We start from the raw sequence: 13,965 nt of genomic DNA, 5'->3' as shown, positions 1-13,965 counted from the left end.
GTTTTCAGCAATATTGCGCGCCACGCCGCCAAAGCTTTCCTCGGCGGTGGCCGGATTGGAGGTGCCCATCTGCAGCGGCTGATTGGGACGCAGCTTGCGGTCCAGGTTGGCTGCGCCGATGCACAGCACGGGACGGCGGTCGGGCAGCACGTAGGCGCGGCCCAGCAGGCGGCGCTCGCGAATCAGGGTGGCGATATGCCCCGCGACGGCGGAACGCGACATCGATAGCTGCTCGGCCAGCTCTTGCTGGGAGATGAAGGGATTGGCGCGGATCAGGTCCAGCAGCTGTTCTTTACGGGAGAGCTCGCTCACGGAAAATCTCGATAAACATTTGTTTGTGATGCTAAACATTTGTCCAGCTAGTGTCAATTGAGGTGTTCCACTATAATAGAAACCAATTTATATCTATCTCATATAAATGGCAAAGAAAAATGGTATTTGCCATACATATAGACGATGATGCATAGTGTCGTGGTACGTTCGTACGCCCGCCCCATACCCAATATAAAAACGAGGAATACAGCAATGTCTAACACCCCATTTCAGGCAGCCGCCATCATTCGCGCGCGTATGCCGGCGAACTTCCAGCCGCGCGCTGCGCTGATCCTGGGCTCCGGCCTGGGCGTGCTGGCCGAGCAGATGGCCGACGCAGTGGCGATCGGCTTCGACGAGCTGCCGGGTTTCCCGATCTCCACCGTGCATGGCCACRCCGGCCAGCTGGTAATGGGTACGCTGGCAGGCGTGCAGGTGGTCTGCCTGAAGGGCCGCGGCCACTTCTACGAAGGCTACGGCATGGGCGTGATGACTTCCGCCGTGCGCACGCTGAAGCTGCTGGGCTGCGAATTCCTGTTCGTGACCAATGCGGCCGGTTCGCTGCGTCCTGAAGTGGATGCGGGTTCCCTGGTGGCGCTGAACGACCATATCAACTTCCTGCCTGGCAGCGCGATGATCGGCCCGAACGACGAACGCTTCGGCCCGCGCTTCTTCTCCATGGCCAATGCCTACGATGCGGATCTGCGCAAGCTGCTGCAGTCGACCGCGGCGGAACAGGGCATCACCTTGCACGAAGGTGTGTACATCGCTTACCCAGGCCCGAATTTCGAAACGCCTGCCGAAATCCGCGCCTTCAAGACGCTGGGCGCCGATGTGGTGGGCATGTCGGTTGTGCCGGAAGTCGTACCGGCCCGTCACTGCGGCCTGAAAGTGGTTGGCTGCTCGGTAATCACCAACCTGGCGGAAGGCATGTCGCCATTCCCGCTGTCGCACGAACAAACCCTGAAATACGCCGCCATCGGTGCTGAGAGCCTGATCAAGCTGATGCTGGCTTACCTGGCAAACGTGGCCAAAACACCCAAGGCCTGAACCGAGTGGCTGCCACGATGTGGCAGCCACTTGTTTTTTGCCCCTGGTTTTCATTCATATCGAGGCTTACCATGTCACGCGCCTTCATCCTCCTGTTAGATTCCTTCGGCATCGGCGCCACGCCGGATGCGGACAAGTACGGCGATTCCGCCACCAACACCTTCGGCCACATCGCAGCCTGGGCTGCGAAAGAAGGCAAGCCAATGAGCCTGCCGACCATGGAGGGCCTGGGCCTGGCCGCCGCGGCGCAAGCCGCCAGCGGCGAATGGGCTGCCGGCTTCGCGCAGCGCGAAGGCTTCAAAGGTGCTTACGGCGCGGCGCGCGAACAATCGACCGGCAAGGATACGCAGAGCGGACATTGGGAAATCGCCGGCGTGCCGGTGACCTACGACTGGGGCTACTTCCCCAAGACCGTGCCGTCCTTCCCGAAAGAGCTGACCGACAAGCTGCAGGAACTGACTGGCGTGCCGGGTTTCCTGGGCAACTGCCACGCCTCCGGCACCACCATCATCAATGAGCTGGGCGATGAAAGCGTCGCTTCCGGCAAGCCGATTCTGTACACCTCCGCCGACTCCGTGCTGCAGATCGCTGCGCACGAAGAGCACTTCGGCCTGGAGCGCCTGTACGATATGTGCGAGAAGGCGTATGAACTGGTGAAGCCTTACAACATCGGCCGCATCATCGCGCGTCCCTTCGTAGGCGCCAACGGCGACTACAAGCGCACCGCCAACCGCCACGACTACGCCGTGCCGCCGCACGCGCCAACCCTGCTGGACCACGTGAAGAACGAGGGCGGCGAGGTGATCGCGCTGGGCAAAATCAGCGATATCTACGCTGCGCAAGGCGTGAGCCGCGTGGTGAAAGGCCCGGACAATATGGCCCTGTTCGACGCGCTGCTGAAAGTGCAGGACGAAGCAGGCGACAAGTCCCTGACCTTCGTCAACTTCGTGGACTTCGACCAGGCCTTCGGCCACCGCCGCGACGTGGCGGGCTACTCGAACGCGCTGCACGAAATGGATGCGCGCCTGCCTGAATTCATCGCCAGGCTGAAAGACGGCGACCTGTGCGTGATCACCGCCGACCATGGCTGCGATCCGACTTCGCCAGGCTCCGACCACACCCGCGAACACATTCCTGTGATCTTCTTCGGCCCGAAAGTGAAGCCTCAGCCGCTCGGCATTTCCGAGACTTTCTCCGACATCGGCCAGACCATCGCACATCACCTTGGCGTGAAACCTCTTTCCAACGGAACCAACCTCCTATGAGCAATATCACCGACTTCAAGCGCAACGAGCCGCAAGGCCTCGATTTGGGCTGGCTCAATCACATCCACGTGAACAAGGCCGCCGCGGACCGCCGCGCCGCATCGCTGGCGAACCGCCGCACCGTCAAGAAAGAGTACCAGGCCGCCTGGCTGGTGAAAGCCATTGAACTGATCGATCTGACCACGCTGTCGGGCGACGATACGCCAGGCCGCGTCGAGCGCCTGTGCATGAAGGCCATGCGTCCGCTGCGCACCGACCTGGTGGAAGCACTGGGCCTGCAGGACCGCAATCTGATGACCGGCGCCGTCTGCGTGTACCACGAGATGATCCAGCACGCGGACAAGGTGCTGAAAGGCCGTCTGCCTATCGCGGCGGTGTCGACCGGCTTCCCGGCCGGCCTGACGAATATGGAAACCAAGGTGCGCGAAGTTGAGCTGAGCGTGGCGGCCGGCGCGCAGGAGATCGACATCGTGATCACCCGCCAGCACGTCCTGACCGGCAACTGGCAAGCCCTGTACGACGAAATGCTGGCCTACCGCAAGGCCTGCGGCGAAGCCCACGTGAAAGCGATTCTGGCGACCGGCGACCTGGTCACACTGGAAAACGTGGCGAAAGCTTCGTGGGTCTGCATGATGGCAGGCGCGGACTTCATCAAGACCTCGACCGGCAAGGAAGGCGTCAACGCCACCATCCCGGTATCGCTGGTGATGGTGCGTGCAATCCGCGAATACTACGAGCGCACCGGCTTCCAGGTGGGCTACAAGCCGGCTGGCGGCGTGAGCTCCGCCAAGTCGGCGCTGCAATACATGACCGTGATGAAGGAAGAACTGGGCAACGAATGGCTTGAGCCGCACCTGTTCCGTATCGGTGCATCGAGCCTGCTGACCGACATCGAGCGACAGCTGGAGCACCACGTGACCGGTGCCTACTCCGCCGCCCATCGCCACGCGCAACCTTAAGAAGACATCGCCATGCCAACTATTAACGAGATCCTCAACACCATGGACTACGGCCCCGCACCAGAAAGCCAGAAAGAAGCGCAAGCGTGGCTGGAGCAGCGCTCCCGCAAATTCGGCCTGTTCATCGACAACGCATGGACCGAGCCGGGCGAGACCTTCGCGTCCAACAATCCGGCCGATGGTTCCCAGCTGGCCGAACTGACCCAGGCGACCGCCGCTGACGTCGACCGCGCCGTCGCTGCCGCACGCGCTGCGCTGCCGGCCTGGCAGGCACTGGGCGGCCATGGCCGCGCCAAGATCCTGTACGCGATCGCGCGCTTGATGCAGAAGCACTCCCGCCTGTTCGCCGTGCTGGAAACGCTGGACAACGGCAAGACCATCCGCGAAACCCGCGATGCCGACCTGCCGCTGGTGGCGCGTCACTTCTACCACCACGCCGGCTGGGCCCAGCTGCTGGACGAAGAATTCCCCGCGCACCGCGCCGTGGGCGTGGTCGGCCAGATCGTGCCGTGGAACTTCCCGCTGCTGATGCTGGCGTGGAAGATCGCACCGGCACTGGCGGCCGGTAACACCATCGTCTTCAAGYCTGCCGAATTCACTCCGCTGAGCGCCATGCTGTTTGCCGATATCTGCGTACAGGCCGGCGTGCCGGCGGGCGTCGTGAACATCGTGACTGGCGACGGCCGCACCGGCGAAGCCATCGTCAAGCACGCTGGCATCGACAAGCTGGCCTTCACCGGTTCCACTGAAGTTGGCCGCATCATCCGCGAAGCCACCGCCGGCACCGGCAAGAAGCTGTCGCTGGAACTGGGCGGCAAATCGCCATACATCGTGTTCGAAGACGCGGACCTGGACGCCGCCATCGAAGGCCTGGTTGATTCGATCTGGTTCAATCAGGGCCAGGTTTGCTGCGCCGGTTCGCGGCTGCTGGTGCAGGAATCCGTCGAACAGCGTTTCCTCGCCAAGCTGAAATCCCGCATGGACAATCTGCGCCTGGGCTCCCCGCTGGACAAGTCGATGGACATCGGCGCCCTGGTCGATCCGATCCAGCGTCAGCGCATCGCTGGCCTGGTGGACTCGGCGCGTACCGAAGGCTGCGAGATCTATCAGCCGGCCGGCTGCGAAATCCCGGCTTCCGGTTCCTGGTTCCCGCCGACCCTGATCACCGGCGCATCGACTTCGGCTGCCGTGGCGCAGGCTGAAATCTTCGGCCCGGTGCTGGTGGCAATGAGCTTCCGCACTCCGGCGGAAGCCGTGCAGCTGGCGAACAACACCGTGTACGGCCTGGCTTCCTGCGTGTGGACCGAAAACATCTCGCTGGCGCTGGACGTGGCGCCGCAGATCAAGGCCGGCGTGGTGTGGATCAACACCGCCAACCAGTTCGACGCAGCCTGCGGCTTCGGCGGCTACAAGGAATCCGGCTACGGCCGTGAAGGCGGCCGCGAAGGCATGTTCGAATACCTGGTGCCGGTGTCGGAAGATGCACGTCCGGCAGCACCAGTGTTCGAGAAGCCGGCCAAGGCCAAGGCCGCGCAGACCATCGCTGCCGATCCGTTCGCGATCGACCGCACCGCCAAGCTGTACATCGGCGGCAAGCAAGCGCGCCCTGACGGCGCCTACTCCCGCGCCATCCACGGCGCCGATGGCAAGTTCATTGGCGAAGTGGGCGAGGGTAACCGTAAGGACATCCGCAACGCCGTGGAAGCTGCTCACAAGGCGACCGGCTGGACCAAGGCAACTGCACACAATCGCGCGCAAGTGCTGTACTACATTGCTGAAAACCTGGCTGCCCGCGGCGAAGAATTTGCTGCGCGTATCGCTGCGCAAACCGGCGCCAAGAACGCCGAGAAGGAAGTTCAGGCTTCCATCGAGCGCCTGTTCTACTGGGCCGCCTGGGCGGACAAGTACGACGGCCTGGCACACCAGCCGCCGATGCACGGCATTACCGTGGCGCTGAACGAAGCGATCGGCGTGATCGGCATCGTGTGCCCGAACGAGAATCCGCTGCTGGGCTTTGTGTCGCTGGTGGCGCCGGCTATCGCCGTGGGCAACCGCGTGGTGGCTGTGCCTTCCGAGGCGCATCCGCTGTCGGCCACGGACCTGTACCAGATCTTCGATACGTCCGACCTGCCGGGCGGCGTGGTGAATATCGTGACCGGTTCGGCTGATGAACTGGCGCGCACCCTGGCGGCTCACTCGGATGTGGATGCGATGTGGCGCCACGACGGTTCGGCTGAAGGCTGCGCGGAAGTGGAGAAGCTGTCGGCCGGTTCGCTGAAGCGCACCTGGACTGGCGGCGCCAAGGGCCGTGACTGGTTCAGCACTGCGCAGGCAGGCGGCCGCACGGTGCTGGCCCATGCTTCGCAGGTCAAGAATATCTGGATTCCATACGGCGTCTAAAACCAACGGCGTGAAGCAGGTGGCTGCCACATCGTGGCAGCCACCAGGGTTCCGCCTCGGGTTTTTTCAAATGAAAAGAGAATAAAAAATGTTCCTCCCACAGGAAATCATCCGCAAAAAGCGCGACGGCGGTGCGCTGAGCAAGGAAGAGATTCAGTTCTTCGTCAAAGGCATCACCGATAACAGCGTGAGTGAAGGCCAGATCGCGGCATTGGCAATGGCTGTCTTCTTCAACGACATGAACATGGACGAGCGCGTCGCCTTCACCCTGGCCATGCGCGATTCCGGCGAAGTGCTGAACTGGAAGGATCTGAACCTGCCAGGTCCGGTCATGGACAAGCACTCCACCGGCGGCGTCGGCGATGTCGTGTCGCTGATGCTCGGCCCGATGATTGCAGCCTGCGGCGGCTTCGTGCCGATGATTTCCGGCCGTGGCTTGGGCCACACCGGCGGTACGCTGGACAAGTTCGATTCCATTCCGGGCTACTCCACCGTGCCGACCAACGAGAAGTTCCGCGAGGTGGTGAAGGAGGTCGGCGTGGCCATCATCGGCCAGACGGCATCGCTGGCGCCGTCGGACAAGCGTTTCTACTCCATCCGCGACGTGACCGCGACCGTGGAATCGGTGGCCATGATTACCGGTTCCATCCTGTCCAAGAAGCTGGCGGCAGGCCTGGACGTGCTGGCAATGGACGTGAAGGCCGGCTCCGGCGCTTTCATGCCCACTTATGAGAAATCGGTAGAACTGGCCGAGTCCATCGTCAAGGTGGGCAATGGCGCGGGCACGCTGACTTCGGCGCTGCTGACCGATATGAACGAATCCCTGTCCCCATGGGCAGGCAATGCGCTGGAAGTACGCGGCGCCATCGACTACCTGACCGGCAAGTTCCGTCCAGCGCGCCTGCATGAAGTGACGATGGCGCTGTGCGCCGAGATGCTGGTGCTGGGCAAGCTGGCCGCCAACGAAACGGAGGCCCGTGCCAAGCTGCAGCATGCGCTGGATTCCGGCGAAGCGGCAGACCGCTTTGCGCGCATGGTCAAGGCATTGGGCGGTCCGGCTGATCTGGTGGAGAATATGGACCAGCACCTGGAGAAGGCGCCGATCGTTATTCCGGCGCCGGCACTGCGTTCCGGTTTTGCGTCGCAGACTGTTTGCCGCGATATCGGCCTGGCCGTCGTCTCGCTGGGCGGCGGCCGCAAGCGTCCAACCGACGCGATCGACTTCGCCGTCGGCCTGACCGATCTGGTGGAACTGGGCCAGCCGGTGCAAGCCGGCCAGCCGCTGGCCATGGTGCACGCCCGTACGCAGGAAGCTGCGGAGCAGGCCGTGCGCGAAATCCAGGCTGCCTACACCATCGCCGACGCAGCACCTGCCGCCAACAAGATCGTTTATCGCACGGTACGGCCATAAGAACCCACGGCGTAAAACAGGTGGCTGCCACATCGTGGCAGCCACCAGATCCACGCCGTTGGTTTTAAAGGGAGCAAACAATGAACAATGAACAGCTGATCGTCGAAGCCAAAGCCGCGCGTCTGAAGGCATACACGCCATACTCCAACTTCAAGGTCGGCGCGGCGCTGCTGACCAAGGACGGCAAGGTCTTCCACGGCTGCAATGTGGAGAACGCGTCCTATGGCCTGTGCAACTGCGCCGAGCGCACCGCCTTCTTCAGCGCGGTCGCTCACGGCTATCGGCCGGGCGACTTCGACAAGCTGGTGGTGGTTGGCGAAACCGAAAGCCCCATCTCTCCTTGCGGCGCCTGCCGCCAGGTGACGCTGGAAATGGGCGGCAACAGCCTGCCGGTTGTGCTGGCCAATCTGAAAGGCGACATCCGTGAAACCACGGCCGCCGAACTGCTGCCGGAAGCTTTCGGCGGCTGGGACCTCAAGAAGTAAAACGGATGAAGCGCACGATTGACGTTCAGGCAGCGGTGGCCATTGCGGCCTCCGAAGCCATTGCAGCGAAAACCCAGGGCACCTTTGGCGTCGGGGGAGTGATGCTCGACCAGAGCGGCAACGTGCTGAAGTCGCTGCACAATAACGTCATCAAGCATGGGCTGATCTACGACCCGACCGCGCATGGCGAACGCCAGTTGATTGACTGGTACTACGCCGAGCGTGCCAAGGGCCGCGAACTGCCGCCGCCCGAAGAGATCACCATCGTGACCTCGCTCGACCCATGCTGCATGTGCGCAGGTGCGATTCTGGCCGGTGGCTTCAACGTGCTGGTGGCCGCGCCGGACGCCAGCGCCGGCATCAACCATCACGGCACGGGCTATTTCACTTCGCTGCCGAATGGGCTGCGCCCGAAAGCGGAAGAGACGTTCGCCTATCCCGCTGTACTGGGCAGCTCCTCCTACGCGCGCCGCAGCGCAGGCGCAATGCCACGCTCCTTCTTCATCGGCAAGACGATTTCGGAACCGACTCAGGCACTGTGCTCGCTGGTGTTCGAAGCCACCAGCCCTGGTGTGATGGAGCTGTTCAACGTCGATCCTCCGCACGATGAATTGAAAGACCCGGCCACGCTGCCGGAAGATCATCCCATCGTGGCCGCGCTGAAGCGCACTTTCCCGGATGCGCTGACCTACAAGTGCGCACCGCGCCGTCCCGATGCGGGACTGGCGCCATATCTGCATCAGGCGCGCCTGCGCGACAAGGGCATGGCAGGGAAGGGCGATGCAGTCGCGTTGCTGGACTCTTTCGGTAACCTGATCCTGTGCAGCCACGGGCGCCACACGCATTCCGGTATCCGCACCGCCTTCATGGAGTGCACCCGCGCTTACGCCCAGCTGCGCTACAAGCTGATGGAAGGCGCCGATGCCGCAACCCGCGCGGAAGTGCGCCAGTACCTCGGCCATCCGAAAGACGGCACCTTTGTGTTTGCAGTAGGGCCGGATGAAAGCGCGCTCAGTTTCATGAACCTGGGCGCGTATGGTTCAACGATGGAAGGGCCGCTGCCGGAAAATAACCAGTGCCAGTTCCAGTATGTGACGCCGGGCATGCCGGAAGAGCAGCTGCACGCGCTGTGCGGCCGCCTGCCTCCGCTGTATAGCCAGAAAATTGGTATTCGCCCGGTACAGGTGCAGGACCGGGCTTTGGTGGAAGCGCTCGAAACTTAATCGTGCTTGTCGAAGGWCGCAGCGGTATCCATCTGCATCATTCCGAAGATATTGCCGTCCGGGTCCTTCGCATACGCCAGCCAGCCCACGCCGGGTACCGGCATCTTGGGCACAGCCACCACGCCCTGTAGTTCTTTCAATTGCGCCAGCGATTTGTCGAGATCCTCGACATCCACCGTGCAGACAAACGCATTCACGCTCGCTCCTTCCTCCGGGCGTGGTCCGCGGCGCGGCAACAGGCCGCCATTGATGCCCGGCTGTCCCACCTCGCCGGTGCCGACCAGCCAGTAATCGCCGCCTTCCCATTTGCTGAAGCTCCAGCCGAACATGCCGGCGTAGAAGTCGATCAGCTGCTGCGGTTCGGTCGCTTGGATTTCAAAGTGAACAGTGCGTCCCATTATTCATTGCTCCCAAGGGTCATAAGTGCCGATGCTCCAAACATGGCCTTCCGGATCGCGGCAGGTGAAACCGCGTCCGCCGTAGTCTTCATCTTTCAGCTCCATCACGATGGGCGCACCCGCCTTCACGCAGCGGGCGTGCACTTCATCGGCATCGCTCACCACGAGGTAGGCGCTTTGGGTGACGAAGCCACCGATTTGCGCCGGCTGTTTCATCAGACGGCCGTACTCGGTGTCGAAAATAGAGCTTAGCATGACCATGCCATTGCCATTGCCATTGCCATTGCCATAGGAAAGCTGGGCGTGGGCGATGGTACCGTCTTCATTGGGAACGATCAGTGTGGCCTCGAAGCCCAGCACCTTGGTCAGCCAGTCAATGGCGGCCGGCGCGTCGCGGTAACGCAGGCAGGGCATGATGGTCGCGCGCGTTTGTTTCGGAATAGTCGACATGTGTTCTCTCCCTGAAAAATGTGGTCAGGACGCGGCTGTCCAAACAATATAGACCAGGGCTGGGACGCGGGCAAGCGGGCGCGAGCTGGCTACATTTGCTGGAATAAATGAGTGTTGCCGCGGCTGACTTCCAGCTCTTCCGGGAAGTTGCGCACCTTGACCATTTGCCGTCCGCGCAGGTCGCGTGTGACCTCGGCGATGGCGTCCACGCGCACCAGCGTCGAGCGGTGGATGCGCCAGAATTCATTCGGATCGAGTTCGTCTGCAAGTTCTTTCAAGGTCTTGCGGATCAGGACTTCGCCCTGTTGCGTTTGTACCCTTGTGTACTTTTCATCTGCGCGGAAAAACAGGATTTCGCGGGTGCTGATCATGCGCAGGCTGTTCCCGACCTGGGCTTGAATCCAGTGCAGATAATCGCGGTCGGGCTTGCCAGTGGTCTGGCGGATCAGCTGATCCAGCTGGCGCTCGATATTGTTCGGCTGCTTGCCAAGGCGGGTCTGCAGCCGTCCGCACGCGAGCCTCAGGCGTTCGGCGTTGACGGGTTTGAGCAGGTAATCCAGTGCACCCTGTTCGAAGGCTTCAATCGCGTACTGGTCATAAGCGGTAATGAAGACGATGTGGCAGCGGTTGAACAGCATGCGCGCCGCTTCGATACCGGACAGGCCGGGCATGCGGATGTCGAGGAACACAATGTCCGGCTGGTGCTTGCCGGCCTGCGCGATGGCTTCGATACCGTTGTTGGCTTCGGCCACGATGGTGAGCTCGGGCCAGACTTCGGACAGTCGCTTGCGCAGCATGTCGCGCATCGGATCTTCATCGTCGGCGATAACGGCGGTGGCGGATGGCTGGCTCATGGTTTGGCGAAAATATCAGGTGCGAAAGGCAGGCGGATCGTGGCGCGGCAGCCGCCCTCCAGCGGGGTTTCGATGGTGAGCGAAGCACGCACGCCGTACAGCAGCTTGAGGCGCTCGCGGACATTGGTCAGGCCCACGCCATCGCCGGCATACATATTGAAGCCGACGCCGTCGTCCTGCACGTCGACCTGCAGGATGTTGTTATCCATGCTGGCGCGAATGTCGATGCGGCCGCCTTCGATCTTCGGTTCCAGTCCGTGTTTGATGCAGTTCTCGATCAGGATCTGCAAGGTCATGGCGGGGAAGCTGGCGCTTTCCAGTTCCTTCGGCACGTCGATCGACACCGCCAGCCGCGACTTCATACGTGCCTGCATGATGGCGAGATAGGAACGCGACATCTGAATCTGCTTGCCCAGCGTGCCATTGCCGCGCGAGCGCATTTGCGGCAGGGTGGAGCGCAGGTATTCGATCAGGTGCGTGTGGATCTTGGCTGCTTCCGGCGGATCGGTTTCGATCAGCTGTCCAATCAGAGCGAGCGTGTTGAACAGGAAGTGCGGTTCCACCTGTGCCTGCAGCGCGGCCATCTGCGCTTCGACCAGCCGGCGCTCCAGCGTTTCCGTGCCTGCCTGGGCGGATGCCTGGCGCGCTTCGATCTCCGCCTTGCGCTTGCCGCCCGCGAGAATCTTTAGACCGAGCGACAGGAAGATGAACAAGCCAGCCTGACGCGGATGCACCAGCGGCGTGGTCGCCAGGAGCAGGGCCAACACCCAGGTCACGACCAGTTGGCGCATTGGCACCTGCGCCAGCCAGTCGAAGAAGTTCCACCACAAGGAACTGGCGGTTTCGCCAACCTCGCGGACGAAGCTCAGGGCGTTGCGGGTACGGCTTCCCATCTTCTTACCTCCGGATGTGCTTGGCGGCGAAGAAGCCAATCACCAGCTTGGCGATCAGGAAGACGACGAACAGCGTCAATGCCAGCGGCAGAATGCTGACGAAGAATGCCACCACCAGCGCCATCGCCAGCAGCGAGGGCCAGGACATGCATTCCAGCGTACGCACGATATGGCGGCCGATGGCGATGAAGGCGTCCAGCACCTCATTCACGGTCTGCTTGAAGGTCTTGTTAATAGTTTTCATCGTTTGCTCCATGTAAATCGATGGTGCCAATGTACGCCTGGCGCTCTGGCCTGCCTATGGCTTTCCGATGAAACGTTGCTTGGCGGGGTTGACCTGCGGCGAATTGCGGATGAACTGCACGGGGAGCAGCCTGCGAGTCGTGTTAAACTAGAGAAATTAATATTTCATTTTGGAAAATTGATAATGTTGAAGAGCATGGTGGCCGCAACGGCCGCTCTCCTGCTGGCCGGCGCTGCGCAGGCGGGGGTGATCGATCTCGGAATCGGCGGCGCCAATGTCTTCACCACGGCCAATTTCAAGGGCACGAACAACGGCACGGCGGGCGCCGTGGTCGCCGGCGGGAATGTGGACCTGAGTTCTTTCCGTCTGAATGGCGGCAACCAGACAGCGTACGACGGCTACGCCCTGGTCGCCGGCGGCAAACTGACCGTCAGCAATGGCTCCCTGAACAACGGCAAGGTGTACGCGGGCGGTGGTTCGTCGCTGGCGGCGTCGGTTGGCCAAAATGGCGTGAGCAATTCGACACAGTTGCCACTGACGTTTTCCGCYGTGGCGGCGCATGCGCTGGATATGTCCGCCGAACTGGATACGCTGGCGACGWCCGGCAGCTCGCGCGCCCAGTACGGCGGCCTGTATCTGACCGGCGGCAATCACGCGCTGGAAGTGTTTGATCTCGACGCAAGTGCGCTGACCTCTGCCGGCTGGCTGAACGTCAGTGGTATCGCGTCCGGCGCGACCGTCATCGTCAATGTGAGCGGCGCGGCAAACGGCACCATTCACAGCCTGGGCGATTTCGGTGGCGCCAATGTGCTGTACAACWTCGTCGACGCGATGAAGCTTGATTTCAGCAATATCGCGCTGGCGGGCAGCATGCTGGCGCCGAATGCGGATATCACCGGCGGCAATGGCACCATTGGCGGCAACGTGATTGCCAACAGCTGGAATTCTTCGCTGACGCTGTCCGGCGCCAATTACTTCAAGAACGTTGACGCTGCGGGTTACGAGCTTGGCGGCCCTGCCGCCAGTGTTCCTGAACCGACCTCGCTGCTGCTGGTGGCGATTGGCCTGGCCGCTGCCTACCTGTTCTCTGCGCGCCGCCAGTCCGCGCGCAGCAAGCCGTAAATATCGCTGTCGCAGATTTCCCCATTCACCATCCAGCGTTCGCGTAGATGGCCCTCTTTCACGAAATGCAGGCTTTGCAGCAGCCTGGCTGAGGCGTGGTTGCGCGGATCGATATCCGCCTCCACGCGGTGCAGATGCAGTTCGCTGAACGCATATTCCAGCGCTGCCGCCAGCGCCTCGCGCATATAGCCCTTACCCCAGGAGCTGCGGCCCAGCATATAGCCGATATCGCAGCGGCGGTTCTGCTCATCGAACTTGTACAGGTTGACGACGCCCGCCAGCGTACCGTCGATATCGAAGCCCAGGCGCAGCATGGCGCCGCTTTCATAGCCCGCCATACCGGCAGCGGCATAAGATTCCGCCTGCGCGATATCCTCCCACGGCCCGCTGCTCCAATAGCGCATCGCTTCGGGATCGGAATACATTGCGAACAGCGCCGGCGCATCGGTCGGCGCGATGAAGCGCAGCGTCAGGCGCGGCGTGGCAAGCGTGAAAGGGGTAAAGGCAGTCATGGCGTGGGTCGGTGCAATAATTGGTGAACTTTCAAGCGCCGCTGTCGTGTACAGTGGCGCTTCTATTATTCATAAGGTATCGGCATGCGTAAAGTGGTACTGCTTGCGGTAGCGTTGGCGATGGGGCCGCAAATGGCGTCGGCTCAGCTGGGAAATGGTGGCGGACAGTTCGCCGGCGTTGATGTGTTCAGTGATCCGTCCAGACACCTGATGCATAGCTTCGTCGAGGCCTCTCGTACCACGCTGGCCGGCAGCGTCAGTCTGCTGAAAGCGGTGGACCAGAAAGCGCGTGCCGACGAAGCGGGCGCCACGGCTGCTCTGCTGACGGAAGATATGACGCGCCAGCAGGCAGAAGAAGTCATGGCGGGCGAGGTGCGCGCCCTTTCC

16 protein-coding genes are annotated in these 13,965 nt (G+C 62.0%); 9 read left to right on the top strand and 7 right to left on the bottom strand.

What is annotated here, in order from left to right; all coding sequences use genetic code 11:
* Positions 1–312: winged helix-turn-helix transcriptional regulator (locus AB4Z11_RS06625; RefSeq protein ID WP_442023645.1), on the bottom strand; the 312-nt coding region annotated here is incomplete at its 3' end.
* Between the two features lie 213 nt (positions 313–525).
* Here AB4Z11_RS06625 and xapA point away from each other — a divergent pair.
* The 7 genes from xapA (at position 526) to AB4Z11_RS06590 (ending at position 9,105) form a co-directional block, all read left to right on the top strand.
* Positions 526–1,362: a xanthosine phosphorylase gene (gene xapA, locus AB4Z11_RS06620; RefSeq protein ID WP_442023643.1), complete on the top strand. Its 837-nt coding sequence runs from the start codon at positions 526–528 to the stop codon at positions 1,360–1,362.
* Between the two features lie 71 nt (positions 1,363–1,433).
* Positions 1,434–2,627 (top strand): phosphopentomutase, encoded by a 1,194-nt coding sequence (locus AB4Z11_RS06615; RefSeq protein ID WP_442023641.1) that lies wholly within the window; start codon positions 1,434–1,436, stop codon positions 2,625–2,627.
* A complete protein-coding gene (gene deoC / locus AB4Z11_RS06610) occupies positions 2,624–3,586 on the top strand; it encodes a deoxyribose-phosphate aldolase (RefSeq protein WP_442023639.1) in 963 nt (320 codons plus the stop codon). Before AB4Z11_RS06615 ends, deoC begins: the two co-directional genes overlap by 4 nt.
* 12 nt (positions 3,587–3,598) lie before the next feature.
* Complete coding sequence (locus tag AB4Z11_RS06605; protein ID WP_442023637.1) at positions 3,599–5,986, top strand: aldehyde dehydrogenase family protein; 2,388 nt, start codon at positions 3,599–3,601, stop codon at positions 5,984–5,986.
* An 88-nt stretch (positions 5,987–6,074) separates the two neighbouring features.
* The gene (gene deoA / locus AB4Z11_RS06600) at positions 6,075–7,397 is read left to right on the top strand and encodes a thymidine phosphorylase (RefSeq protein WP_442023635.1); all 1,323 of its coding nucleotides are present in this window, start codon (positions 6,075–6,077) and stop codon (positions 7,395–7,397) included.
* Between the two features lie 80 nt (positions 7,398–7,477).
* Positions 7,478–7,882: a cytidine deaminase gene (locus tag AB4Z11_RS06595; protein WP_442023633.1), complete on the top strand. Its 405-nt coding sequence runs from the start codon at positions 7,478–7,480 to the stop codon at positions 7,880–7,882.
* Between the two features lie 5 nt (positions 7,883–7,887).
* Complete coding sequence (locus AB4Z11_RS06590; RefSeq protein ID WP_442023631.1) at positions 7,888–9,105, top strand: nucleoside deaminase; 1,218 nt, start codon at positions 7,888–7,890, stop codon at positions 9,103–9,105.
* Here AB4Z11_RS06590 and AB4Z11_RS06585 read toward each other — a convergent pair.
* The 5 genes from AB4Z11_RS06585 to AB4Z11_RS06565 all read right to left on the bottom strand — a co-directional run bounded on the left by AB4Z11_RS06585 (position 9,102) and on the right by AB4Z11_RS06565 (position 11,944).
* On the bottom strand, positions 9,102–9,503 hold the full coding sequence (locus tag AB4Z11_RS06585; protein ID WP_442023629.1) for a VOC family protein: 402 nt from the start codon (positions 9,501–9,503) through the stop codon (positions 9,102–9,104). The genes AB4Z11_RS06590 and AB4Z11_RS06585 overlap by 4 nt on opposite strands.
* Before the next feature lie 3 nt (positions 9,504–9,506).
* Positions 9,507–9,953, bottom strand: coding sequence for a VOC family protein (locus AB4Z11_RS06580; protein ID WP_442023627.1), 447 nt, complete (start codon positions 9,951–9,953; stop codon positions 9,507–9,509).
* A gap of 89 nt (positions 9,954–10,042) precedes the next feature.
* Positions 10,043–10,807 (bottom strand): LytR/AlgR family response regulator transcription factor, encoded by a 765-nt coding sequence (locus AB4Z11_RS06575; RefSeq protein WP_442023625.1) that lies wholly within the window; start codon positions 10,805–10,807, stop codon positions 10,043–10,045.
* The gene (locus AB4Z11_RS06570) at positions 10,804–11,700 is read right to left on the bottom strand and encodes a sensor histidine kinase (protein WP_442023624.1); all 897 of its coding nucleotides are present in this window, start codon (positions 11,698–11,700) and stop codon (positions 10,804–10,806) included. Before AB4Z11_RS06570 ends, AB4Z11_RS06575 begins: the two co-directional genes overlap by 4 nt.
* 4 nt (positions 11,701–11,704) lie before the next feature.
* Positions 11,705–11,944 (bottom strand): hypothetical protein, encoded by a 240-nt coding sequence (locus AB4Z11_RS06565; protein WP_442023622.1) that lies wholly within the window; start codon positions 11,942–11,944, stop codon positions 11,705–11,707.
* Between the two features lie 183 nt (positions 11,945–12,127).
* Between AB4Z11_RS06565 and AB4Z11_RS06560 the strand changes: the two genes are divergently transcribed.
* Positions 12,128–13,066: a choice-of-anchor A family protein gene (locus AB4Z11_RS06560; protein WP_442023621.1), complete on the top strand. Its 939-nt coding sequence runs from the start codon at positions 12,128–12,130 to the stop codon at positions 13,064–13,066.
* On the opposite strand, the gene AB4Z11_RS06555 is transcribed toward AB4Z11_RS06560, so the two are convergent.
* Positions 13,021–13,578, bottom strand: coding sequence for a GNAT family N-acetyltransferase (locus tag AB4Z11_RS06555; RefSeq protein WP_442023619.1), 558 nt, complete (start codon positions 13,576–13,578; stop codon positions 13,021–13,023). The two genes, AB4Z11_RS06560 and AB4Z11_RS06555, sit on opposite strands and share 46 nt — an antisense overlap.
* A gap of 84 nt (positions 13,579–13,662) precedes the next feature.
* Between AB4Z11_RS06555 and AB4Z11_RS06550 the strand changes: the two genes are divergently transcribed.
* Positions 13,663–13,965, top strand: a 303-nt coding sequence (locus AB4Z11_RS06550; protein ID WP_442023617.1) for a hypothetical protein, incomplete at its 3' end; no start/stop codon positions are given.

This window comes from Pseudoduganella sp. RAF53_2 (assembly GCF_052113985.1).
Taxonomy (GTDB): Bacteria; Pseudomonadota; Gammaproteobacteria; order Burkholderiales; family Burkholderiaceae_D; genus Rugamonas.
Note: the sequence above shows the minus strand (reverse complement) of the source record. Positions and strands in the feature narration are given on the sequence as shown.